The organism is Acinetobacter sp. FB (assembly GCF_056033405.1).
Map to the genome: position 1 here is coordinate 946424 of NZ_CM148502.1, position 26097 is coordinate 972520.

The following is a 26097-nucleotide window of genomic DNA, read 5'->3' on the forward strand; positions in this document are numbered from 1 at the left end:
ATCATTTAAATGAATTGTTTAAATTTTTGGAGAGGTTTTTAAAGGCGATCCATATTTGAACTGATACCATAAAGCCACAACATATACTGTGGCGCGGCTCATGTAATGTGGGCCGTCAAATATATAAACCTTTTGTCCTTCATATGCTTTCAGTTGCTCGATTATTTCCCAAGGATAGGCAGACCGAAATTTGCCGTCTTTAACGGGCCTAAAAGCTTCTAAGACAATAATCACATTTTCTTTGCCAAATTCTTTTTGTAATTCTTCTAAAGTCGCTCTTGCTTGTTTAGGCGAACGGGTGCCTACACCGACACCATCTTGAAAAAATACCCCTGTATGTTGTGGCAACCAACTTTTGAGCCATGCATCGAAGTGTTTTGGTTTTTGTTCGGCACTATAAATACTGACCCAGATCGGTTTAGGTAAAATGCGAATTGCTTTAGCGAGATCATCGACACATAACCATGTTGGATCAGCCTCGATGGGGAGGTAATAGCCTTTTAATGGGATTGACTGAGTTTTCTCTATAATTTTTTTAGAATGCTGAGCAAGTGTCAGTACATTGGAGCGAGCAATTTTTTCATTATACTCACCAGCTAGACCTAAAATAATATTTTTTGCCCACGGCTCTTGATTCAATTGCTTGAGATTTATATTTTTTTCCCATTTCGGAAAACTGGTATCGTGATCAAACCAAGACTTGGATTCCACTACAGACCACTGAGGGACAAAGGTAGTAACACCCAACAAATCCCAGTTTCCTGTCGGTGCAGTGGTTGCTAAATCAGGCTGCCAAAACATTCCCTCAATTTGAGGTGCTAATTGCTCTGTTTTGAAGTGGTGCATGCAGCCACCCACTAACAATAATGTAGAGGTGGCTAAACCGATGAGAATTGATGTTGATTTATTCAGCCTTTTCTTGATCATTCGGTCGTTTTCGCCAATACCACAGCAGGATCGCTAAAATCATGATAGCAGAGATCGTCACGATCAGGATAAAGAAAGAGGACTGTTGAACTAAAGGTGCTTTCTGATTGCCTACAATAATCTTTTGCAAGGTAAAGATCTGCCCATTTTCAGCAATTAAAATCTTACTCGCGTTATTAGGAATACTGGTTTGTACTTTTTCCCAAAGTTTAGAGAAGTTTTGTGCTCCTTCAACAGAGTCTGTCACAATATCAAAGCGTTGGTCATGAAAACTTACTAAAAAACCACGTGCTGCCGCGGGTGCATAAATAATATCGGGATGCATCAAGACTTGCTGACGATAGATATTCGGATTGACTTGGATATTGATCACTTCGGGTTTTGCTGTATCCACCTTTACAAGATTGAGCGGAACTGGATCATTGGTCATCAACATTCGTTTTGCTGTTTGGCTCACAGCAATCGCCATTTCTAAACTACCTGAATTGCTATCAATCGCAATCGTAGGGTGTGTTGCAAAACTCATAGAAAGTGAAGCAACACCATTTTTGAGTTTGTGTGGGAGCTTAACAGTTGATTTTTTAGTGTCAATCCATAACGAACCTTTTGCTGTTGGCAAACACTGTGAATTCACAATCACTGAGTTTTCTAATTTCATATTAAAGGTCGTACTGTCTGAAATCGTTTTTGCAAAATAATTAAATTGTCGATTTACAGGGTCAGAATCTAATTCTGCTGTTTTCAAACTGCCTGCCAGTCCGCCATCAATCCAAGTGGTCAGATTCGAACCTTCCAATAAACCACTTTGCACACGTAGAGCGATTTGACCTTGTAAAATGTCGGTGGGTTGCCAAACTGCTGGGAATGATAGAAATAAGTTTTTTTCAGCTTGGTTGAGTCTGAAATCACTAATGCCTAGATCAGCAAGAGTTTTAATGTCTTTCAACTGAGCCCATTTTGGGGCTGCAAGTTTATTTGGTAAGAATGTTGCTGAAGTATCCAATTGTTGCAAATAGTCAGAATTTAATAATCCATTGATTGCCGATACGAGTTTTTCAGGCTGATCATATTGAATGCGTAAAGTCGGAATCTCATTTTCGGCACTCATCTGTACCAGAGTCCCATTAGGCAAAGGAGTTGCTGATTTACTGATTTCAATAAAAAAGTTAGCGGCTTGATCAGTTGGTGCATTCTGTTCATACCATTGAATTGGTGTGACAGCGCTCCAAGCACTAATTAAGCGCCCTAACATTGATGCTTCACTCATATTTTTTTGATTAAATTTTAAAACACCTACAAATGGCGTAGGGCGAACAATTTGTGGGTTAAATAAGGCATCTGGTAAATCTTTTAATTTATAGATAGGTCGGTGTCTTAAATAATCAATTTTAGAGTGGCTAAAATAAGTGACTTGATCAACATCCTCACTACAGAACGTGGTTCGATCCGCCGCTGGAGACGTTGCTGGTGAATACTGCTGTATAATAAAGTCCAGCCGATGAAAACCACTTTGGCTGGCAGGAATATTAAAATCTAAAGTACCTGAACCATTGAGTGTGGTGTTATAGATAAGCTTATCGTCATATTTAACTAACAGTGTGGTGAAATGTTCAGTTGAGTATTCGCTAGTAAAACGAATACTTTGCCATTCTGAGCCTTTACCTACATAAAAGAAGTGAGGTTCAATGGTGTATTTATTTGATGTATTAATATTATCAAAAGTCCACGTATTCCATGTATCAGCCGAAGCAAACACAGGCAAAGAGAGAGTCATACTGACGAGTAGAACTTTTAACATGTGATGATCTAAGTGATTTTTTTTCATTTATTTTCTCTCTTTGCTACGTTCAGTCTTGTACCACTGTAAAGAGTTCCCTTGAATCTTATTTTTCAACATGTCATAAGCGGCTTTAAACACGATAAATAAAAAGATTTGAGAATAAGTTACGTAAGATAAAACTGAGAAGAAATATAGTTGGGGTTTAGCTCTTTCTAATGAGAGGGTAAACCACATTTGTGCGACATATAAACAGAAGGATAGGCCCCAGAGTAGGGTAAAGGGGCCAGCTAGACTGATCCCTGCAATACCGAGTAAACCTAGGCTTAGGGTGATATGACTCCAAATTAGTGCGGGAACAAACAGCACATAACACATGATGTTATTAAAGATCTCGACACCAATTGGAAATGGCTTTCTTAATGCGATGGGTAAATATTTACTTGTGACATAGAAATTTCCCTGCGTCCAGCGAGAGCGCTGCTTGATAAAAACACTTAGCGATGGCGGATCTTGCTGCCAACCTACGGCATAAGGCACCCACTTAATCCGTTTCTGCCCTAAAAAAATCCTGAAACTCATTTCAGTGTCATCTACTAATGATTTCTCGTCAAAGCCACCTAATGTTTCAAGTGCATCTCGCCAGATCACATAATTTGTACCCATGAGTGTAGAGAGTTCAAAGCGCTGCCAACGACCACCTTGGAAAATCCATTGGAAAAAAATAAATTCAATTGCAATAAAACGCGTCAAGATACTGTCTCGCCAGTTGCGAGTTCTCACTTTACCGTTAACTGCGACTAATTTTTTATCCGCCAATAAAGTTTGAGCCAGTAGCCTTACACAGTCAGGTTCAGGCGTACTATCCGCATCATACACAACGATCAGTTCGCCTTGAGCGTGCGGTAGGCCATTATTTAAGGTTCGAGATTTACCTTTTCCCCCCATTCCTTTGGGAACATTGACGATCTTAATACATGGATAAATTGCTGCCATACGTTCAGCAATTTCTAAGGTATTGTCTTTAGAACCATCATTAATTAATAACACTTCATAAGCATGGGCTGGGTAATCTTGTTGTGCAATCGCATGTAAAGTATCTTCGATTACAACACCTTCGTTATAAGCAGGAATCAAGACACTCAAAAATGGCCAGTGTTCAGGAATGGGAAGGTTTTCTAATTCACGTGCGGCATTTTTTGAATATTTCCAAGCTTGAAAACTGAGCCACGCCCAAAAAGCTTGAGGAATCCAGATACCTAAAAAACCAAATAGGAAAAGCACATCAATTGCGGGCATTTATTCTTCTCCTACGGATAATGGAAATAATAAGAATGAGCAGTAATCCACATCCTAATAAAAGCGAAATCCACGAAATTGAACTGCCAAATGTACTCAACAGGCTTGGGTAGGGGGCTGAGAGAATATAGTCTAAGGGGATAATTACTGTGCTGATGGTCATCATGATATAACCAACAATACTCGTTTCAACGCCATCAGTAGTGCTTTGATAATTGATATGATTTAATTTCCAAGAAATACCAAGATGAGGGTATGCAATATTATTTAACGACATATCTACTGGAGGATTCACAATAATCTGATAGCCAGAATTCTGTGTGACATCTGTGGTTGCTTGATAAAAATATTGTTGGCGATGTTGAATCATGCGTGCAGGAACATTTAATTCATTAGGATCATCTGACTGAATGATGTAATTGCCTGCGGGCTGTGCAATTAAGTTTTCGTCCCATCCAGTTTCAACAATTGCTGCTAAAGGTCTCAAGCCAATTGCAGTTGAAAATGTAGCTTTTGCTGCAAAGTATTTTGAATACTTCATTTGATAGACAACAATTGGAATCGCACCCTGACTGACTGCTTTTTTAATTTTGTAATAATCAACAATGCTGAAATATTCATTTGGGAGAATAATTCCAGGCTTAATGTCATGTTGAATTAGCTTTTTGAAGCTAGCGGATTGTAGTTGGTCTACCGTGAATATGGGCCACCAAGTTGAAGTCTGTGGAAATAATTGCGAGACTGACGATGCTGATTGAATCTGAGTTGATGTCTCATCAGTACTACGTTCAATTTGGCAATGATAATACTGTTGATAAAAGCTCTGAAGCGTTGCATCTGGAAAATGCGAAGCGCTCATCAGCATCCCACAAATATTTAAAATAACAGACATTAAACAATCTCCTTATCGGTAGGAGATAGATGTTCAATATGTTGTTCAATTTTCAGTTTTAAAACGCTGAGTTCTTGTAGTTGTTGAATAAAGAATGGGTAAAGCTGATTTTCATTTTTTTCAGGTTCGTGGATAACAATACTTTTAATTTCACTGAGTTGTTCATTAATAAAATGATAAATCACGCTGTCTCGTTCAGTGGATAAGATTTCCATGATCTTATTTTGTGTTTCTTTCCAGACATCTTCTCCTAACATTTCTCTGATTAGAATGGTGTTAGTAATTTGAGTTGTAATTACTTTATAGTGATCTTTTTGTGTGAGCTGTAAAAGTTTTCGAAGTTCCGCTTGAAAGTGAGCCAATGCGGTCAACGGTAAAATATCATGTTGATAGTTACGGTCGTAACTTTGGATTGCGCGATAACTTTTTAATGCATTTTGAATATTATGGCGCACCGCACTTAAAAATATCGGCGCCATTGGAATTACAAATAATAAAAGTAACTGTCTTTCGATATAAGTTTGATTGGCTAAATCAAGCGAAAAATAAACAGCCATACTGAGAAATGCAACTAAACCCATAAGTAAAGCTGCACCAATATTTAAAAATGCGCCTGCAACCAATAACAAAATTAAAAAAATCCAACTGCCTCTATAACTCGCAGGTAACCATTCATAAGCAACGATACCCATAAATATTTGAGCTGCGATAATCCATAAGATGAGTGCTGGTGCTGGATTCTTTTGCATAGCTATTTTGTTTTAATAAAGTCTTTTCTGATTAACTTAACACCATATTAATGTGATTTTTGATTGTTTTATGTTATTGATTTGATGAAATGATTTCATAAACAGTAACATACAGTATGAATTGTTTATTTGTGCGATTAAAAAATGATTACTCAGCAAATTTATAGCCTTGGTTAAGGCTATAAATATGATTTGAAAGCTTCGATTGCGCGTGTTCTGCTAGTTTTAAGATCAACAATTGGTTTTGGATAATTGAGATTTTTTGATAAATCTTTTGCATAAGGCTCATGTATGATTTGTGCATCCAAATGCGCGAGTTCTGGCACCCATTTACGAATATAGTCTCCATTGGAATCAAACTTTTGTGATTGGCTAATTGGATTAAATACTCGGAAATAAGGGGCAGCATCTGTGCCTGTAGATGCACACCATTGCCATCCACCATTATTTGCCGCTAAGTCACCATCGATTAAATGTTGCATAAACCATTTTTCGCCGATGCGCCAATCAATCAATAGATTTTTAGTTAAAAACATAGCGCAAATCATACGAACTCGATTATGCATCCAACCTGTTGCGAGTAGCTGACGCATACCTGCATCTACAATTGGAATACCTGTTTGCCCTTGTTGCCATTTTTCGAGATTAACCGGATCATCGCGCCAATTGATTTGTTGGGTTGCTGCTTTGAAGGGTAAATGTTTAGAGACTTGTGGAAAATCAAACAAAATATGTTGATAAAATTCACGCCATAACAGTTCATCGAGCCACGTTTGTTGACCTTCAGATTGAATAACAAAATCACCGTGCTGTTGTCGAAACAACGCTTGGATACATTGGCGAATGGATAGTATGCCAATATTTAAATAGGTAGAAAGCTGGCTTGTGCCTGATATTGAAGGCAGATCACGAGATACTTTATAGTCCGTTAGATTCTGATCGATGAAATGATCCAATAAATTATGAGCGTGCGACTCACCTACATTCCAAAGAATTGTAATTGGTGGTTTTATTTTCTCTGTATATTCGAGTTGTAATTGATGAATGTCTGTTTGAGCTAAAGCAGATAAATCTAATTTAATCGGTTGTTGAATATTGGGCACTGGATAGCATTGAGGTAAAGCATGTTGTAAACGTTGGTAGCATGCTTTTTTAAATGCGCCAAAAACTTGGTAGGGCAGGTTCGATTGATTACGGATAGATGCAAAAGGAAACAGCGTTCGATCATGTAACAGTACGAGTTCTTTTTGATGCTGATTTAAAAGCTTTTGAACATTTGCATCACGTTGAAGTTCATTAACACCGACTTCAATATTGGCATAAATATTTTGAAAATTAATATGTTCTATTAAGCGAATAAAGAATTGGGGAATATCGTTCCATAAAGGAATGGTTTGAACGATTAATGGGATATTCAGGCTATCCAGTTGTGTTTTTAGCTCTTGTAATTGACGTAGATAAAATTCAATTTTAATCGGCGCATCATCATGGCGTTGCCATTGTTCAGGCGATAATAGAACGATTGCGACACATGAACCTGTTTGAGTCGCATGCCATAAAGCAGCATGATCATGGATTCTTAAATCTTGACGAAACCAAATCAATTGATAGACATGAGACATAAGCTAACAACCATTAAATTTATTAGAAAAAAATTAAATATAATTATGATTTTATTTATGTCTATGTGAAGAAAAAGCAAAGCCGAAGCTTTGCTTTTTTATCTAATTCAAAAATATGAATTAGTGGTGGTGACCACCTGCACCGTGAACATGACCGTGATCTAATTCTTCTTGACTTGCATCACGGATTTCTACGATTTCAACTTCGAAAGTTAAGTCTTGACCAGCAAGAGGGAAGTTTGCATCAACAATAACGTTTTCGCCTTCAACTGCTTTAACAGTTACGATTTGAACGCCATCATCAGTTTGAGCTTGGAATTGCATACCCGCTTGGATATTGTCTACACCTTGGAACATTTGAGCTGGAACTTCTTGTACGAGGTCTGGGTTATATTCGCCATAACCTTCAGCAGCTGGAACAGTTACAGTAAATTTTTCGCCTACTGTTTTACCAAGAAGTGCATTTTCTAAACCTGGAATGATGTTGCCCGCGCCGTGCAAATATGCAAGTGGTTCACCTTGAGATTGATCAAGTGTTTCACCCTCAGCGTTTGTTAAAGTGTAGTGGAATGAAACCACGTGGTTATTTGCAATAGCAGTCATGTTGTTTGATCCATTCAATCAATTTAGGTGTACATCATAAAGTGAAAAATAGATTTTGTTGACTATTTTCCACTTTTTGAAACTATTTCGTTATAAATGGGAACGAAATAGAAAATTTCAACTCAATAAAGTTTAATTTTTGGACGTACACGACGTGTCAGAAAATCTTTCATAGTCAGCATTCCTGCTTGGGTATAACCATGAATATTGGCTTGATGTAATCGATACAAAGACACATACATTGTTTTGGCAATAAAACCTTGTACGCTTACATCACCGAGTAATTCTCCAACAGCCTGATTACGGCTTAATGAAACCAAAGAGCCTTTATCACTGAAATTAAACATAGGTTGAGGTGAACCAGATAAACGAGCGGCCATGGCATCTACCAAGAATGTCGCTTGTTGGCTTGCGACCTGTGCACGTGGTCCTAATGGAGGTTGACGTGCATCAAGCTGACAATTTGCACAATCCCCAAATGCAAATACATTTGGATCTGAATAAGTTTGTAATGTCGCATAGACCATTAAACGATTAATTTTATCGCGTTTAAAATCTGTAAATGACTCTAAAACTTTAGGTGCTTTGACACCTGCCGCCCATACAGTAATGTCCGAATGCAAAACATGACCATTGCTAAAATAGACATTTGATTCATCGACTTTTTGCACTTTATGTTGCGTCAGAATGTCTATGCCCATTTTTTGTAATTGTTTCGCACTATGTGCAGCTGTTTTTTCATTGAGCGCAGGCAAGATACGATCTGAGGCTTCGATCAAAGTAATTTTAACTTGCTTTGGATTAATTTTCTTTAACCCATAACGATAAAAATTCTTCGTGGTTTCAATCAGTTCAGCCGCTAATTCAACACCTGTTGCACCCGCACCCACGATACCAATATTCAAGGCACGTTCAGTTGCTTGGTTTTGCGCTTCAATATAAAGATGGAATAAGTCCTGTTGGAAAATATCGGCTTGTTTGCGACTATCTAAGAAATGACAATTTTCACGTACACCTTCAGTTCCGAAGTCATTTGACACTGAGCCAACAGCTAATATCAATGTATTGTAGCTGAGACTTTGAATAACAGGAGTATGTTCTTTAGAAAGTTGAGGAGGCGAAATCGTAATTTGCTTTTGATCTTTATTTACATTGATTAAGGTTCCGAGGATGAACTCAAAATCATGTTTTTCTGCGTGAGCAAAATAATTGGTTTGTTCTTCGTGAGGATTTAGCGAGCCAGCCGCAATTTCGTGTAGGAGAGGCTTCCATATATGCGTGAGATTTTGGTCGATTAGGGTAATTTTGGCTTTCTTTTTCCTGCCAAAACGTTCACCTAATTGTGTCGCAAGCTCTAAACCACCTGCGCCACCACCCACAATCACGATATGATGTAAGGTTTTGCTCATGATTAACCTAATTATTTTTGTGAAAGGATGGTTGGATTATGCCATCCTTTTTTCAACATTGTATGGTTAATCTTGATAAAAACAGTAGGTTTTTTATCCTTGATTTAAGGGATAAAGTTTGGCAGCTTTGACATCATTTGTTGAAAAAAACGAGAATAAGTTTGTAAACCAAATCATAATTTTTTGAAAAATATTCGCTTCTTCAATTTCCACGTTATTTTCAATTTGTAGGCTACGAATTAACTGATTATTTTGATAAACCGTCACTGTGGCCAAATTCATCACTTGCGTCAATGGCGCTGTTAAATGCTGTTCATTGAGTTTGATATTGACGTGTGTTTTTGTCGTTTCAAGTGGTTCAATGGTTTTGATTTGCTCGTTTGTATCAAGCAAACGTATACGCTGTGTGAGTAAATCGAAACTATTTAGATCAATTGGTGTCGCTTGATCGTATAAAGATGTTGTTACGATAGTGGGTTGTTGAGTTTCAACTTTGAAAATTTTTAAAGTTGATTTGATGACAGGAAGTTCAGCAATTAGCTTTTGCTTTGGAATCACTTCTTCATCACGTGTATATGTGTAAGCTAAATTCATTAATTTATGTGCGACTTCAGCACGTTTTAGCGCACTTGGTGTTCCAAGTACCACTACAATCAAACGACGCTTATCAATATGTGGATTTAGAGTAGGGCGCTCAGCGGTTAAAGCCAAGTTGTAACCTGCCGCCTTGGTATAACCTGTTTTTAAACCATCTGCTGTTGGATCCATTTTTAATGCAAGATTCGTTGCACGGTGAAAGCGTTGGTTATAGCTAAAGCTTGGCATTTTTGAATAATGTAAATATTCAGGTGTCTCTTTTACGATAGCTTTTGCTAATAAACTCAAATCTGCTGAAGTTGAGTAATGATCCGTCATGGTGATACCAGCAGGATTACTGAAATGGGTATCTTTCATCCCTAAGGCTTGGGCTTCTTTATTCATTCGCGCAACGAACTGTGGAACACCACCTGAAATTTTTTCAGCAAGCGTAACTGCGGCATCATTCGCAGACATGACAATCAGTCCTGCTAAAAGTTGATCAACAGAAATTTGTTCACCAGCTTTTAAATACATTTGGGATTCATCCCACATGACGGTGCTCACCACAGGTGTTGCGGTTAATACCTCTTCCTTACGTAATTTACCTGCTTCGATTTCTTTCAAAGCAATATAAGCCACCATCATTTTGGTGAGCGATGCAGGCGAACGTTGAACATGACTATTATGTTCAGCAATGATTTGACCTGATTGAGCATCTACGATCGACCAAGCTTGCGCTTCAACCGTTTCAGGAGCGATATTGAGTAAATTAGCATGTACTAAATTGGCACATAACAGACTAAACAACGTAAAGAGCGAGAGGAGAAATTTCACGAGAACACCTAGTGCAGCCGATCCAATGGCATGGAAAGCGAAAAAAGCATGCTATGACTTTTTTGTTGCAGAATCCAGCAACTTTTGCCAACAATTAAGACATCTACGCATGACTTTGTAAAAAAATGCTAAGCTGTGTGAAACCGTTCCTATTTTTATGATCTAAAACTATGTTGCACTATCAAATTGAGTTTGACGATTATCGCCAACATCTTATTCATGTCACACTTCGTTTCCTTGCTAATCCGAACCAAGAGCTTTGGTTACCGACATGGATTCCTGGCAGTTATTTGATTCGAGAGTTTTCAAAACATATTGAATCAGTAAAAGCATCTGATGAAGCAGGGCGGTTACTTAGTATTAAGAAAACGGAAAAGAACCGTTGGCGATTATTCAATACAGATCATGAATTGATTACGGTTGAATATGATGTCTACGCTTATGATTTGTCGGTACGAGGCGCTTATGTTGATCAAACTCGCCTATATGTAAACCCTGCTTGTGTTTGTTTAGGTTTACTTGATCAAGAACAATCACCATGTGAAGTTGAAATTTTCTTACCGCATGAATTAAAACATTTTCAAATTGCAACAGGTTTAACTGCTAAGAGTTTGGTGAAAGGACGCTATACTTTAAAGGCAGATAACTACGATCAGTTGATTGATAGTCCATTTGAGCTGGCAGAGCAAACCCGTTTTAGCTTCGAAGCAAACGGTATTCCGCATGAGTTTGTGATTTCAGGTAAACACAATACAAATCTAGAGCGGTTACAAACTGATATTCAGCAAATCTGTCAGACTGAAATTAAGATGTTCGGTTCTGCACCGTTTCAAAACTATACCTTTATGACTATGGCAACGGGCAATAGTTATGGCGGTCTAGAGCATTGTAATAGCACCAGTTTGATCACACCACGTGATGATTTGCCGAAAGTAGATGAAGCTGAAGAACCGTCTAAAGATTATCAGCGTTTCTTAGGCTTATGTAGCCATGAATACTTTCATTCATGGTTAGTTAAATTTATCCGTCCTGAAAATTTTACGAATTATGATTTACACAAAGAAGGCTATACGAGCTTATTGTGGATTTTTGAAGGTTTTACTTCTTATTACGATGATTTAATTTTATTACGCAGCGGCGTTATTTCTCAAAAATCTTATCTAGATTTACTTAAAACACAGATTGAGCGTTATTTGCAAAATCCAGGGCGCTTTATTCAATCTGTTTCAGAATCGAGTTTTGATGCATGGGTTAAATTCTATCGTCAGGATGAAAATTCAAATAATGCAGGAACCAGTTATTACAACAAAGGTAGCTTAGTTGCGCTTTGTTTAGACTTGGGCTTACGTTTACGTGGCTCAAACTTAGATGCCTTGATGCGTCGTTTGTATGAAAATACCCAAAATGGCATTCAGGTCAATGAACGCACGATTTTTGAATTGTGTAATGAATTGACAGGGGATAACTGGATTGAACAAATTAATCATTTGATTAATACCACTGATGAATTGCCATTGGATCAACTATTCCCAGAGTTTGGTTTGAGCTATATCGTTAAAAATGACAAAGCATTACCTTTTGGCTTAAAAATGCTAGATAAAGCGGAAGGTGTCATCGTGCAAAATGTTCGCCGTGATAGTGCTGCTGCACAAGCTGGTTTGTCTGCTAACGATGTCATTATTGCGATTGATGGTATCAAAGCATCAGAAAAGTTGTTGGCGAAGTATGCAAAACAAAAAGGCTCATTTATACTTTATGCATTCCGTCGTGATGAGCTCCTACAGTTTGAACTTCATGCTGGAGAGAATCCTTTGAATTCGGTTGAGTTAAAAGTTGAGGATCAAACCAAATTAGAGGTTTGGTTGAAAGGTTGATGCAATTGATAGCGTTGTATATATCATTAACATAAATCTTCAAATGAATGAGGGAACAGATTCAGTTTCCCTCATTTGTATATTAAAATTTTAATTAAGATTTTTGAAAATAATTAGTTACCACGATAAGTTGAGTATCCATAAGGACTAATCAAAAGTGGAATATGATAATGTTCAAGATTGCCATCCACAGAAAAAATGACAGGAACTTCTGGGAAAAATGAGCTTTGTTTATTTTTTTGGAACCATTCACCTGTTTTAAAAGTAACTTTGTAAATACCTTTTTGAAGGGCAGCATCTTCAGGATATAACGCTGTGATCCGACCTTGCTGATTGGTTGTACTTTGGTTAAGCTCTTTCCATTGGTTATTTTCTTGTTTTTCTAAAATAACTTTTACACCCGCCGAAGGAAGTCCATTTTCTAAGTTAAGCACATGCACACTTAAAGGGTTTTGCGCAAAGCTAAAAGATGAAAGAGAAATGGCTACGCAAGGAATCAAAACTTTTAACATCTGACCAATCCTTAAAAAAAATAAAAAATGATTTTAATCATTTGTTCAAAATATAGGTTTAAAAAGTGTAAATGAAACTTGAGTCGAATATTCGTACGGACTTAAACAATTTATTATGGTTAAGCATTTTATAAAATATTTGGCAGAAATGAATCGGCAAATAGAATTTTGAAAAATGTAGGGTTTAATCGTACGGAAGTACTCAAGCATTGGTATTTCGTATCGAAATGTCAATATCACGATATATTACATTGACTGAGAAGTAATCAACGCTGATACTCTCATGTTTTATTTAAGCTAACCGGTTCCTTGGTCACAAAGCGTAAGCTTTATACCATTATTTCGTAGCGAAATGTCAACATCACAAGATATTGCGTTGACTGAGATACGTTGAGGACTGATACTCTCAGACCTTAATCAAGCAAACCGGTTTTAATGGACTGGGCCAAAAGCTCGTTCATGAAAAACTCAACCAAACACAAGGGGCTATATATGGCTGGTGGAAAGTCAAAAATCATTTATACACTGACTGATGAGGCGCCATTGTTGGCGACCTATTCGCTACTGCCGATCATTGAGACCTTTACTAAGCCAGCTGGCATAGAAATTGTCAAGAGTGACATTTCTGTTGCAGCACGTGTGCTTGCGGAATTTTCGGAATACTTAAGCGATGAGCAGAAGGTAAGCAATAACCTTGCTGAGCTTGGTCGCCTTACTCAAGATCCAGATACAAATATCATTAAACTGCCAAATATTAGTGCTTCAGTTGCTCAGTTAACAGCATGTATCAAAGAATTGCAGTCTAAAGGATATGCAATTCCTGATTATCCAGAAAATCCAACAACGGATGAAGAGAAAGAACTTAAGACACGTTACGGTAAATGTCTTGGTTCTGCTGTAAACCCTGTATTACGTGAAGGTAACTCAGATCGTCGTGCGCCTGCTGCTGTAAAAAATTATGCGAAAAAGCATCCTCATTCAATGAGTGAGTGGAAACAATGGTCACAAACGCACGTTTCTCATATGGAAGAAGGTGACTTCTACCATGGCGAAAAATCAATGACACTTGATCGTGCACGTAATGTGAAGATGGAGTTAATCACGAAAGGCGGTGAGACAATCGTTCTCAAGTCTAAAGTTGCGCTTCAAGATGGCGAAGTGATTGACTCAATGTTCATGAGCAAAAAAGCATTGTGTGACTTCTATGAGAAGCAACTTGATGACTGCCGTGAAGCTGGTATTTTATTTTCATTACACGTAAAAGCGACCATGATGAAAGTTTCACACCCGATCGTTTTCGGTCACTGTGTGAAAATTTACTATAAGGATGCTTTTGAAAAACACGGTAAGCTATTTGATCAGTTAGGCATTAATGTCAATAATGGTATGGCAGGTCTTTATGAAAAGATCGCAACTTTACCAACTTCACTTCGTGAAGAAATCATTGAAGATTTACATGCTTGCCAAGAACATCGCCCAGCATTAGCTATGGTTGATTCAGCGAAAGGTATTGATAACTTCCATTCTCCAAACGACGTGATTGTAGATGCATCTATGCCAGCTATGATTCGTGGTGGCGGTAAAATGTGGGGTGCCGATGGTAAACCTTACGATTGTAAAGCAGTCATGCCTGAATCAACTTTCGCACGTATCTACCAAGAAATGATCAATTTCTGTAAGTGGAATGGTAATTTTGACCCACGTACGATGGGTACAGTACCGAACGTTGGTTTGATGGCGCAAAAAGCTGAAGAATACGGTTCACACGATAAAACATTTGAAATTCCTGAAGCGGGTATTGCGAACATTACCGATTTAGACACTGGTGAAGTGTTGATGTCTCAAAATGTAGAAGAAGGCGATATCTGGCGTATGTGTCAGGTGAAAGATGCACCAATTCGTGACTGGGTAAAACTTGCTGTAAGTCGTGCTCGTAACTCTGGTATGCCTGCGATTTTCTGGCTCGACCCATACCGTCCACATGAAAATGAGTTGATCAAGAAAGTTGAAAAGTATCTAGAAGAACATGATACAGATGGTCTTGATATCCAAATCATGTCACAAGTACGTGCAATGCGTTATACGCTTGAACGCGTAGCACGTGGTTTAGACACAATCTCTGTGACTGGTAACATCTTACGTGATTATTTAACTGACTTGTTCCCGATCATGGAATTGGGTACTTCAGCAAAAATGTTATCAATCGTTCCGTTAATGGCGGGCGGTGGTATGTATGAAACAGGTGCAGGTGGTTCAGCGCCGAAGCATGTTCAGCAGTTAGTTGAAGAAAACCACTTACGTTGGGATTCGCTTGGTGAGTTCCTTGCGCTTGCAGTTTCTTTAGAAGAGCTTGGTCTTAAAGAAGATAATGCACGTGCGAAGTTACTTGCAGAAACTCTTGATCAAGCAACGGGTAAATTGCTAGATAATGATAAGTCTCCATCTCGTCGTACTGGTGAGCTAGATAACCGTGGTAGCCACTTCTACTTAGCAATGTATTGGGCTGAAGCGCTTGCTGCTCAAAATGAAGATGCTGAATTGAAAGCGAAGTTTGCTCCTCTTGCAAAAGCCTTGGTTGAAAATGAACAAAAAATTCTTGCTGAATTAAGTGAAGTACAGGGTAAAGCAGCTGATATTGGTGGTTACTATGCTATCGATCCAGTGAAAGTAAATGCAGTGATGCGTCCAAGTTCAACGCTTAATACTACGCTTGAAACTATTTAAGTTTAGTAAAATCGGCTATCAGTCGATAAAGTGAAAAAGCCGATACGAAAGTATCGGTTTTTTTAAAGTTGATTTATTTGAATTAAGTTTGATCTGAAGTTAGTATTAATTTTTAATATTATTTTCTATAAAAATATGAATGTTTATAAATATAGATATGGCTCAAAACGTGATTTAGAGTCATTAGAGCAAGATTATTTTTATGCTCCGCATCCATCTAAACTGAATGATCCATGTGAAAATTTATTTGATGCCGCAGATATTGAACAAACTTTAGCTATATTGGCAAGCACTCATCCTTCTTCCCAAATACTCTCTGATAGCTTTTCGGCTTTAGTTGCGCAGATACAGGAAAAAGTAGGTATCTATTCATTAAGTAAAACAGTTTTAGATGAGCTACTTTGGGCATATTATGCCAATTCTCATGCGGGTTTTTGTATTGAATATGATTTAGAAAAATTAGATAAGCTGACCAAATTTGCAGGTTCTTTTGATGTGGTATATCAGGATTTAATTCCTAAAATTCAATTTGATATGCTTGTTAGAAATGATACTGAAAGTATACTTGAAACGCTTAAGTTAATATCTGGGACAAAATCAAAAAAATGGAAACATGAAGATGAAATAAGAATAATCATGGATAATTTTGGTAAAGTTGAATATGACTTTAGAGCAGTGAAAGCAATTTATTTTGGTTTAAGAATGCCAAAAACAAAGCAAGATCTGCATGATGATAATAAGAAATTATCAGATAGTTCATCTCAGGTGAGTCAAGAACAGGTCATGGAGGTGTTGAAAGGTCGGAATATCAAATATTATCAAATGGCATTAAAACCTAACTCTTATGAATTTGAATATAATGAAGTTATAGACCCTTATGGAGATGCTGAAAAATATAAAAATACTGTTAAATTTATAGATAAATCTTTGATTGATTACAATGGTTATGGTTGGGAAATAGACACAACTTATTTTGATAAAGTTGCTGAGACTATTCGCAGAGATCCTTATTTTTATAAATTGGCTTGTATAGCTATTTCTGTAAATGATCCAAGAAGTAAAATTGAACCGATTATTTATGCTCACTTCTATAAAACGGAAGAAGAGATATCACCGATAAGAAAAAACTTCACTTTGCAAGAAATTGATAATTTTTATGAGAAATTACATTTAGCGTAAAAAAGCCCACTTCCGTGGGCTTTAAAAAATCAACTTTTAACGACCATTACGGCTACGCCCACGTGGTGCTTTAGTATTGGGACGAGTTGTACCATTGGTCTTGCGACGTGGTTTCTCACTTTCATCCATTTGCCAAATACGCTTTGTACCTGACTTTTTCTTGTTCGGATCTTTTTTATCACCTTCTTTCTTTTTCTGGTGCATTGGTTTACCGCCTGTGCCGCCTGGTTTTTTCACATACGAGCGAGAACGATACGGTTGATCTTCAGGTAAATCTTTAAAATCAGGATAAAGCAAAGGCTCGATTTCAGTTTGCTCACCTGGTTGTAAACCTAAACGAACTAAATCAATTGCACCAATTTTAGTACGAATTAAGCGTAAAGTTGGAAAGCCAACAGCCGCTGTCATACGACGTACTTGGCGATTACGACCTTCACAAATTTGTAGCTCAATCCAACTCGTTGGGATGTTAGCGCGATAACGTACAGGTGGATCTCGGTCCCATAACCATTCTGGCGCATCTACTTTCACTGCGTTAGCAGGTAACGTCATGCCATCAGCGAGTTCAACGCCTTTACGCAATTGTTCTAAAGCTTCCTCAGTTACATCACCATCGACTTGAGCAAGGTAGGTTTTAAATTTTTTATTTGCAGGATTCGTAATGTATTGATTCAGACCACCATGATCGGTAAGGAACATAAGTCCTTCTGAATCAAGATCAAGTCTGCCTGCCAGACGTAAATCTGGATCATGAATAAAGTGAGAAAGTGTAAGGTGAGCTTCATCCTCACGGAACTGTGACAAAACGTCGAAAGGTTTGTTGAATACAACTATTTTCATATGAGTATACTGCTTTGGCTATGGGCGGCATCATAACAATAAAGGTTTCTATTTAATGGGAAAATGTTGTTATTTCCCGTATAAATCTCAAAAAAACCTGTTTTGAACTAAACTGTTTCATGCAATAAAAACGAAAGTATGCCATAGAAGGCATAGTTATAATCGCTAAATACATGAGGGAGAACCTGCAAAATGGGTTATCAGAAGATCGTGGTTCCTGCTGATGGTGACAAAATCACAGTAAACGCAGACCTGTCACTGAATGTTCCAAATCATCCAATCATCCCTTTTATTGAAGGTGATGGTATTGGTGTGGATATTACACCAGCTATGAAAGCAGTAGTAGATGCTGCGGTGTTAAAAGCTTACGGTGGCAAACGTTCGATCGAATGGATGGAAGTCTATTGCGGTGAAAAAGCAGATAAAATTTATGGCACTTATATGCCTGAAGAAACCTTCGAAGCTCTACGAGAATTTATTGTTTCAATCAAGGGGCCTTTAACCACACCTGTGGGTGGTGGTATTCGTTCACTGAACGTTGCGTTGCGTCAAGAACTTGATTTATATGTTTGTGTGCGACCAGTACGTTGGTTTGAGGGTGTTCCTTCACCTGTTCAACATCCTGAACTCACGGATATGGTGATTTTCCGCGAAAACTCAGAAGATATTTATGCAGGGATTGAGTGGAAAGCAGATTCAGAAGAAGCTAAAAAAGTTATTAAATTTCTAAAAGAAGAAATGGGTGTAACAAAAATCCGTTTTGACGAAGGCTGTGGAATTGGGATCAAACCTGTTTCTAAAGAAGGGACACAACGTTTAGTACGTAAAGCCATTCAGTTTGCGATAGATAATGATAAACCTTCTGTGACGTTGGTCCACAAAGGTAACATTATGAAATACACCGAAGGTGCATTCAAAGAGTGGGGCTATGAACTTGCAATAGAGCGCTTTGGTGGTGAATTACTTGATGGTGGGCCGTGGGTTAAAATCAAGAACCCTAAAAATGGTAAAGACATCATTATTAAAGATGTGATTGCCGATGCATTCTTACAGCAAATTTTAATGCGTCCAGCGGACTATTCTGTTATTGCGACGCTTAATTTGAATGGTGACTATATTTCTGATGCGCTGGCAGCAGAAGTAGGGGGAATTGGCATTGCACCTGGCGCTAATATTGGCGGTGCGATAGCAGTTTATGAGGCAACACATGGAACAGCACCAAAGTATGCGGGGCAGGATAAGGTTAATCCTGGTTCAATTATTCTTTCTGCTGAAATGATGTTACGTGATATGGGGTGGGGCGAAGCTGCTGATTTGATTATCAAAGGTGTTTCCGGTGCAATTGAAGCGAAGACAGTAACGTATGATTTTGAACGATTAATGCCGAATGCAACCTTATTGCGCTGTTCTGAATTTGGTCAAGCCATTATTCAACACATGGAAGATTAAACAAAGCTGAGCGAAAGAGAAGGGTGTTTAAGTAACGCCCTTTTTTGTCGGCATTTTTTTTAGTTATATTGTATTGTTTGTTAATATCGTCTTTTCATTGTGCATTTCACATGATTTTCAAACGTATAAATATGCACTGTATCGTAAATTTAGATAAATCTGTATCTATGTTTTATCGGCTAAAAGTTCAAAATAGTTGAAAAATATTTAGAGTCTGTTGCTATGAAAATGTATCAAGTTGATGCTTTTACCCAAGTATTATTTAAAGGCAATCCAGCAGCAGTCATTGTCTTAGATGAATGGTTGGATGAGTATCTCATGCAAAATATTGCATTAGAGAATAATCTTTCTGAAACGGCTTTTGTTAAAAAGATTGATGAGACAAATTATGAAATTCGTTGGTTTTCGCCAACGAATGAGGTCGCTTTTTGTGGACATGCGACACTGGCAAGTGCATTCGTATTATTTAAAGATTTTACAAGATTAAAAACCATTCAATTTCATGTACGTGAGTTAGGAATTTTTATCGTTAGCCAAGCAGCAGACGGCAAGATTAAAATGAATTTCCCTATTCGAAAAGCTAAACTTGTATCTGAATATCCTCAGGAACTTCGAGATGGTTTAACCAAGCCATTTAAAGCGGTTTATCTGAATGGTCAGGCGTATATTGTTGAATATGAAACAGTCGCTGATGTATTAAACGAGCAACCTGATTTTGAAAAATTAAAGCAATTAGGCGCATTACGTACCGCAATTACTGCATCTCAACCTGATGTTGCTATTACAGCGAGAGGCGAGGGTCAGTTTGATTGTGTATCTCGCTATTTCGCCCCTGCGATTGGGATTAATGAAGATCCTGTTACGGGTTCGATTCATACCGCAATTGCGCCCTTATGGGCTGAAAAACTTGATCAAACTCAGCTTATCGCATATCAGGCATCAGTTCGAGGTGGGGTTTTAGAGTGTGTTATTGAGTCTGAGGATCGTATTGAAATTTCAGGTTATGCAAAACTGTATATGCAAGCTGAACTGACGATCTAAATTTTAACTAAACCGCTATAAAAACATAGAAAAAAGCTGTTTAAATACACAGCTTTTTTCAAAACATAACTATTAAAAATTTAAACCATTATCTAGTATAGCTTGTTGTTTTTATTTAAATCACCAAAAAAACTCGGATAATCTATGTTAATGCGGTTTAAGCAGCTTACTCTCTCACTTTGTTTGATCGGGTTGAGTGCAACGTCTTGGTCTCAGACAGTACTCGTAAAAAGTGAAAAAAATATTGAAGAATACAAATTAGATAATGGTTTCAGAGTTATTCTTGCACCAAATGATAAAGAAAATAAAGTCTATGTAAATACAGTGTATTTAACAGGCTCTCTTAACGATCCTAAAGGGAAAAGTGGTCTTGCTCATTTGCTTGAACATTTGGCATTTAAAGGCACACAAAATGTAAAAGGTGAGGAGTTTCAGCGTCGTTTGGATCAATTCACTTTAATGACAAATGCCAGTACCGATTATTACTCAACTAAATATTTAAATATTGTTCGTCCTGAAAAAAATGCACTGAATGAAATTCTATACCTTGAGTCTGAGCGTATGGATAAATTAGTGCTACAAGAAAAATTTGTCCCTTCTGAAATCGAAATCGTAAAACGTGAACGTGAAATTCGTATGGATCAACCGTTTGCAGTATTGATGGACCAGATGTGGAAAGCGGCTTATGGCAATGAATATTTAGGTCGATTGCCGATTGGTGATTTGCCTGAATTAAAATCTATAAAAATGAATGAACTAAATCAGTTTTATAGAACATGGTATGCACCAAATAATGCTGTAATGGTCATTTCAGGAAAATTTGATAAATCAGAAGTATTAAATAAAATTGATCAATATTTTAGTCCGATTCCTGCACGTACTGTGCCTGCACCTGTTCAAGTTCCAGTCTTAGATTCTAGTAAGATTGAGCAGCGAAAATTCACGGTGCAAAAGGGCAGTGATCTTGCTAAATTCCACATTTATATGAATGGAAAAAATACGCAACTACAACCAGCATTAGCACTTGCGCCAGCACTTTATACCATGCAGCCTAGTGGTACGCTTTATAAAAGCATGGTAGAAACAGGAGTGAGTACAGCTGTTCAATCGACGACATGGTTGGACCAAGATTTTAATATGGTCTTTATGGGTGCGGTGTATGCGCCGAATCATGATGCAAAGAAAGTTGATGATGCGTTGATTGATGGTGTTGAGAATAGTCAAGCATTTACCGACGCAGAATTACAACGTATCAAAACTATTACTCAAAATACCGCTGATACGATTGCAAATGATGCTGTTGCTTTAGGTTCTCGCCTTAGTGACTATGCAGTGTCTTCACACGGACAATGGGATCAGTACTTTAAAGATTTACAAGCTATTCAAGATTTAAAATTAAATGATGCCAATCAAACATTAAAACAGTTTTTAGTGTCATCTCATCGTATTTCGGGAGATATTCTACCTACGCCTGAAGATCAAAAGAAAGCGATGACACCCAAGGTACAAGATAAACCTAAAACCTTAGATCAAAGTGCTGAAAAACCTGAACCTTTGAAAGATGTTGCTATTTATCAACAAGAAGTCACTCAATTTGTTGCACAGTCTGCGCAGCAACTGCAAAAAAATGAGCAAAAAATTCAACGTGGTGAATTAAAGAATGGTATTCGTTATGCTTTATTCCCAACCACAACACGCGATGACAAAACCTATGCCACGATTAGCCTAGATTTTGGTACGGAAAAATCACTGTTTGGTAAAGGAGTGACCTTAGATTTAACCAGTTATTTGATGTTGCGTGGTTCTGAGAAACATACACTGCAAGAAATTACAGATAAAGCGATTGCAGCAAGCGGTGGAGCATCTATCACTTCAAATGGTAATGGTTTAACAATTGGGATTCAGGCAAAAAAAGATAAGTTTGAAGATTTTTTAAACTTTATTATCGATGTGATGAAGCAACCTAAATTTGCACAATCGGAATTTGATTTAGCAAAAAATCAAAGCTTATCTGCATTAGATCGACCTTATACTGAACCTGCTGTGGTCGCATCTATGACTTTGGCAAGATTACTTGAAACCTATCAACCAGGTGATTTGCGTTATCACTTTGAACCAGAGTTTGCCAAGAAGCAGTTAAATGCGGCTACGCAAGCACAGGTGAAGCAATTTTATGATCAATTCTTTGTGACAGATCATGGTCAAATTGCTGTGACAGGTGATTTCGATCCGAAAAAAATGCAAAACACTCTACAGAAAGCATTTGGACAATGGAAAACGAAACAGCCGTACCAAAAAATTACTTCTCCTTATGTTGCCTTCAAAGCTGAAAAAGTCCATGCACTATCCGAGCAACGTGAGTTTGGTAGTTATCAAAGTATCCTGACTATTCCTGTAGGTGCTTATCATCAAGATGCTCCTGCACTCATTATCCTTAGCCATATTATGGGTAACTCGCAGTTGTCTTCTCGCTTGGCGCAGGAATTACGTGAGAAAAATGCACTTGTTTATGGATTTGGAAGCAATCTTGATCTAGATTCTGATACAGATAATGGATCAATTAGTATTACTGCGAATTATACAGCTGGTCGTTCTGATCAAGTCTCTCAATCTGTTCATAAAGTATTAACTGATTTGCTAAACAAAGGCGTGACTGAACAAGAGGTTGAAGCAGCCAAAGCCGATATTATGAAGAAGCGTGTGACTTCATTAGAAGATGAACGAAATATTCATAGTATGCTTACGGGTCAATTAGAGCGAAATAAGACATTGATGGATCGTGCTGAACGAGATCAAGCACTTGCAAAGTTGAGTAAGGCAGATGTAGATGCTGTAATTAAAAAATACATCAAATTGGATCAGTTTGTGGAAGTGATGGCTGACCAATATGGTAAAGCCCAAGACTTAAAGTAACAGACCAAAAGAAAGCCACCATTAGGTGGCTTTCTTTTTACGTTTAAATTATTCGTGATCGTGTTTATGCGTATGAAAATCTTCATTTTTACGGAAGCGTAAGTAATTTTCAAACTGCTCGCAATATTCGTCAAAGTTATCTTCTAACATCATTTGAAATTGTTGCAATAAATAAGACATGACTTGCTCTTTGGCGTCACGCATTTCATTGCCATCTTTAAAATTATTTGCCGCAACCCACGTATTAAAGCGGGCCGTTGCAAATAACATGGCAGCGCTGACTTGTCCGCGTAACTCTTCTGGTTTGGGTTGCTGTCCTTTTTGTGGGCGACAAAACTCATTGGCTTGTTTGATAAATTCATCTGCTCGCTCAAAAAATATCGCATTTAAAGCTTCTTCTTCTGTCACATCAGTGGCATTAATTTTTTGAGACATGATTTTTCCCAACAACAAATAAGACACGATATTATAGACAAAGCCTTGTGGAAACTAAACCTTTGGCTTAATCTAAAATAGCCTAAGTAATTAGAATAATCACTATGCAAGATGCGATTGCAATTCAAAGCCTTAAAACAGATATCGCTTTACTACGTCAACATATTCATCCACCACAATATTTAGAGCATGTCGAAGGTTTGCCGATTTATTATGGTTTAAAGGATGAGGTCGATGAATACTACCAACAATGGCAACCTTTGATTGAAAGGGCGCAGCAACTCTGTCAGCCTTTTATGGAGGATGATGTCGTTGATGCGATTCATTTACCGAGCCATCTAAATTTTCCACTGTTTTTCTTTCATGTAGATCGTATTCGAATTAATAAAACACGAGCTAAAGAATCTAAGACTTTCCGTGGCGTGGCGGCTTTGCTCGAAAAATGTGGACAATTTGAGACCGATCAGATTTTTGCGATGCAGGAATGGTTGGGGAGTGATGATACTGCGGCTTTGGTGGCACATCGTGAGTTTATTGATTTACGAACTTATGTTTTTCAACATGGACAAAGTGAATATACGCGTACCCGTTTTTATATGAATGGCGTGATTTTAAGTGTTGAGCCGCATTTTAAATTGGTAGATGCGCGAGATAAGCCACGTAAGCAGCGTAATGATAGTTATAGTGATCCGATTGCCGATAATGGGACGTGGAAGATTTTTGGGAAATATCGGTAAGATTTGATAATTTCTTGTGAAGTGTAGATTTTTATTCCCCCTCTTTTTCAAAGAGGGGTTAGGGGCGATTTACACTGATCTGTATTTGGGGCGATTACTACTTCCAAAAAATATCTTTAGCCGATAAATGCTGTAACTTTTTATTAGCTTTCTTTGCGACATGAGGTTGTTGTGCTTTTACCCAACCGAGTGCAAATAAAAATTGTGGTTGTTCTAGTGCCTGCTTTTCAAAAATCTGTTCCGCCACAAAGAGATCATTATAAAAACCTAAATATTCCTGAATTGGCTCAAGTTTATTTAGAAATTGTTGAACCTCTTTTTCAGGATAAAGCCTAGAAATAAAATCGATGCAATAACGCAATTGCTTAATATGCTTACGAGTACGATGTTGTTTTTCAACTGTAAGTGTAGAAAACTGAGTCGCGTCCATTAAAATTTTATGAAAAAGCTTGCTCAAACTTTTAGTCACTTGTTTAGATAATTTTGATTTCGATTCCTCACCACAATATATAAAACTAAATAATGATAAGAATAGCTGTGTTGTTTTAGCTCCGCTGAAAAGCTTGGCGATATTGGAATCTATTTCAGAACCAAGAGGAAATTCAAAATCACAGCTTTGTTTTATAAGCGGAATCACAGAATCCTGAATTGCATCGTGATCACGTGATTGCCCCAAAGCCCTAAAAAGTTCTGCTAATTCATTTTCCCAAGTTGGATCAACCTTTGCTGACCAATTTAAAAAATGTTTTAAAGCAGAACGTAAGCGACGCAAGCCGACACGTGCTTGATGAATATGATCGGCTTCAGCGACACCATCGGCAATTGCGGCAGCATTCGGCAATATTTGGTTTAAGGTATTTTCGACGATCAGTTTAAGCGACTGTTCCGCGCTAAGTTCAGATGCTAAATTTAGCATTTTGGCTTTGGTTGCAGGAGAAACACGTTTGCCAACTGCGAGTAAATTACCTCGTTCTGCTTTGCTACGCACATCAAGCCATAATTGATATTTATCAACCCATGTCTTGGCAAAATCAATTAAGTCTTGTGCTGCTCCTTGTTTGAGTTCAAATTCGACTTCACAAATTTTGGCTTGATCGGTTGGAGTACGAATTTCACCATCATCTAAGCAAACTTCAATCTGTGAATCTTGAAACTCAAACACATGGAAACTTCGTTGTACGTCTGTTTGAAACTGTAATTCTAGCTTAGCAGGAGCATCACCTAAAATCTCACGTAGCACCGTTTGAACGGTTCGGTTGTGCTGATAAAGTGATAGATCAAGTTCGGGTTCTTGTTCACATTTACCCAGATAAATATCTTCTTCAATGCGCTGAAAATGGTTTTTACTGGCAGCTTTAAAGGTTTGTACCCAGTGCTCACCTTCTTGGCGTAAGCGGATAGCGACATAGTTTTTGGCAAGTAAGCGGTCAGCGGTATCATAATATTTAGCTTGGAGCTGAATTTTTTGCGCTTTTTGCTTATTCAATGTTTGTAAAACCGTTTTTTTCTTAGATTCAGGAAGTTGAAATTTAAGCTCTATTTCCATGATGTTATAACTCCCGAACGTAAACGATGATAAATATAAAATGAGTATAACGGGTTGATCTTAAGAATAATTGTAAAGTTGTTTTAAGTCCGTATACGTTGACACCTAATGACTTTATTTTGTGCAAAAAATGAATTAACGTGTGAACAATCTTGC

The 26097-nt window shown here is 37.7% G+C and carries 20 protein-coding genes; 7 read left to right on the forward strand and 13 right to left on the reverse strand.

Going from position 1 to position 26097, the window contains the following annotated elements:
- Nucleotides 1–18 precede the first annotated feature (18 nt).
- The 9 genes from AC0JIQ_RS04395 to AC0JIQ_RS04435 all read right to left on the reverse strand — a co-directional run bounded on the left by AC0JIQ_RS04395 (nt 19) and on the right by AC0JIQ_RS04435 (nt 10691).
- A complete protein-coding gene (locus AC0JIQ_RS04395; RefSeq protein WP_474202753.1) occupies nt 19–927 on the reverse strand; it encodes an alpha-amylase family protein in 909 nt (302 codons plus the stop codon).
- Nucleotides 905–2752 (reverse strand): hypothetical protein, encoded by a 1848-nt coding sequence (locus tag AC0JIQ_RS04400; protein ID WP_474202754.1) that lies wholly within the window; start codon nt 2750–2752, stop codon nt 905–907. Before AC0JIQ_RS04400 ends, AC0JIQ_RS04395 begins: the two co-directional genes overlap by 23 nt.
- The gene (locus AC0JIQ_RS04405; RefSeq protein WP_004663300.1) at nt 2753–4003 is read right to left on the reverse strand and encodes a glycosyltransferase family 2 protein; all 1251 of its coding nucleotides are present in this window, start codon (nt 4001–4003) and stop codon (nt 2753–2755) included.
- Entirely contained in the window at nt 3990–4895 is a 906-nt protein-coding gene (locus AC0JIQ_RS04410; protein WP_474202755.1) for a hypothetical protein, read from the reverse strand. The genes AC0JIQ_RS04405 and AC0JIQ_RS04410 overlap by 14 nt, the downstream gene beginning before the upstream one ends.
- A complete protein-coding gene (locus AC0JIQ_RS04415; RefSeq protein ID WP_474202756.1) occupies nt 4895–5644 on the reverse strand; it encodes a hypothetical protein in 750 nt (249 codons plus the stop codon). The genes AC0JIQ_RS04410 and AC0JIQ_RS04415 overlap by 1 nt, the downstream gene beginning before the upstream one ends.
- A gap of 179 nt (nt 5645–5823) precedes the next feature.
- Nucleotides 5824–7266 (reverse strand): cryptochrome/photolyase family protein, encoded by a 1443-nt coding sequence (locus AC0JIQ_RS04420; protein WP_474202757.1) that lies wholly within the window; start codon nt 7264–7266, stop codon nt 5824–5826.
- Nucleotides 7267–7386: 120 nt separating this feature from the next.
- Entirely contained in the window at nt 7387–7869 is a 483-nt protein-coding gene (locus tag AC0JIQ_RS04425) for an FKBP-type peptidyl-prolyl cis-trans isomerase (protein WP_004663295.1), read from the reverse strand.
- Between the two features lie 122 nt (nt 7870–7991).
- The gene (locus AC0JIQ_RS04430) at nt 7992–9278 is read right to left on the reverse strand and encodes an NAD(P)/FAD-dependent oxidoreductase (RefSeq protein WP_474202758.1); all 1287 of its coding nucleotides are present in this window, start codon (nt 9276–9278) and stop codon (nt 7992–7994) included.
- A 93-nt stretch (nt 9279–9371) separates the two neighbouring features.
- On the reverse strand, nt 9372–10691 hold the full coding sequence (locus AC0JIQ_RS04435) for a D-alanyl-D-alanine carboxypeptidase PBP6B (RefSeq protein WP_474202759.1): 1320 nt from the start codon (nt 10689–10691) through the stop codon (nt 9372–9374).
- A 170-nt stretch (nt 10692–10861) separates the two neighbouring features.
- Between AC0JIQ_RS04435 and AC0JIQ_RS04440 the strand changes: the two genes are divergently transcribed.
- On the forward strand, nt 10862–12565 hold the full coding sequence (locus AC0JIQ_RS04440; protein ID WP_474202760.1) for a M61 family metallopeptidase: 1704 nt from the start codon (nt 10862–10864) through the stop codon (nt 12563–12565).
- A gap of 113 nt (nt 12566–12678) precedes the next feature.
- Here the strand turns inward: AC0JIQ_RS04440 and uraH are convergent, their stop codons facing one another.
- Nucleotides 12679–13077, reverse strand: a complete 399-nt coding sequence (gene uraH, locus AC0JIQ_RS04445; protein ID WP_241306155.1) for a hydroxyisourate hydrolase — start codon at nt 13075–13077, stop codon at nt 12679–12681.
- A gap of 492 nt (nt 13078–13569) precedes the next feature.
- Between uraH and AC0JIQ_RS04450 the strand changes: the two genes are divergently transcribed.
- Nucleotides 13570–15801: an NADP-dependent isocitrate dehydrogenase gene (locus AC0JIQ_RS04450; protein WP_474202761.1), complete on the forward strand. Its 2232-nt coding sequence runs from the start codon at nt 13570–13572 to the stop codon at nt 15799–15801.
- Nucleotides 15802–15936: 135 nt separating this feature from the next.
- Nucleotides 15937–16980: a DUF2971 domain-containing protein gene (locus tag AC0JIQ_RS04455; protein ID WP_474202762.1), complete on the forward strand. Its 1044-nt coding sequence runs from the start codon at nt 15937–15939 to the stop codon at nt 16978–16980.
- 36 nt (nt 16981–17016) lie between these two features.
- Here the strand turns inward: AC0JIQ_RS04455 and AC0JIQ_RS04460 are convergent, their stop codons facing one another.
- Nucleotides 17017–17820: a pseudouridine synthase gene (locus AC0JIQ_RS04460; RefSeq protein ID WP_005157989.1), complete on the reverse strand. Its 804-nt coding sequence runs from the start codon at nt 17818–17820 to the stop codon at nt 17017–17019.
- Nucleotides 17821–18012: 192 nt separating this feature from the next.
- Here AC0JIQ_RS04460 and icd point away from each other — a divergent pair, with 192 nt between their 5' ends.
- From icd to AC0JIQ_RS04475, 3 genes are all read left to right on the forward strand, one after another.
- Complete coding sequence (gene icd, locus AC0JIQ_RS04465) at nt 18013–19269, forward strand: NADP-dependent isocitrate dehydrogenase (protein WP_005157986.1); 1257 nt, start codon at nt 18013–18015, stop codon at nt 19267–19269.
- Nucleotides 19270–19491: 222 nt separating this feature from the next.
- Nucleotides 19492–20310, forward strand: coding sequence for a PhzF family phenazine biosynthesis protein (locus AC0JIQ_RS04470; RefSeq protein WP_474202763.1), 819 nt, complete (start codon nt 19492–19494; stop codon nt 20308–20310).
- 144 nt (nt 20311–20454) lie between these two features.
- Nucleotides 20455–23223 carry a M16 family metallopeptidase gene (locus AC0JIQ_RS04475; protein ID WP_474202764.1) on the forward strand — a complete coding sequence of 923 codons (2769 nt, stop codon included), beginning with the start codon at nt 20455–20457 and terminating at the stop codon, nt 23221–23223.
- A 48-nt stretch (nt 23224–23271) separates the two neighbouring features.
- Here AC0JIQ_RS04475 and AC0JIQ_RS04480 read toward each other — a convergent pair whose 3' ends face one another.
- Nucleotides 23272–23658: a DUF3144 domain-containing protein gene (locus AC0JIQ_RS04480; protein ID WP_005217661.1), complete on the reverse strand. Its 387-nt coding sequence runs from the start codon at nt 23656–23658 to the stop codon at nt 23272–23274.
- A 104-nt stretch (nt 23659–23762) separates the two neighbouring features.
- On the opposite strand from AC0JIQ_RS04480, the gene AC0JIQ_RS04485 reads away from it, so the two are divergent.
- On the forward strand, nt 23763–24395 hold the full coding sequence (locus AC0JIQ_RS04485; RefSeq protein WP_474202765.1) for a hypothetical protein: 633 nt from the start codon (nt 23763–23765) through the stop codon (nt 24393–24395).
- Nucleotides 24396–24492: 97 nt separating this feature from the next.
- Here AC0JIQ_RS04485 and AC0JIQ_RS04490 read toward each other — a convergent pair whose 3' ends face one another.
- Entirely contained in the window at nt 24493–25941 is a 1449-nt protein-coding gene (locus AC0JIQ_RS04490; RefSeq protein ID WP_474202766.1) for a CYTH and CHAD domain-containing protein, read from the reverse strand.
- Between the last annotated feature and the right edge of the window lie 156 nt (nt 25942–26097).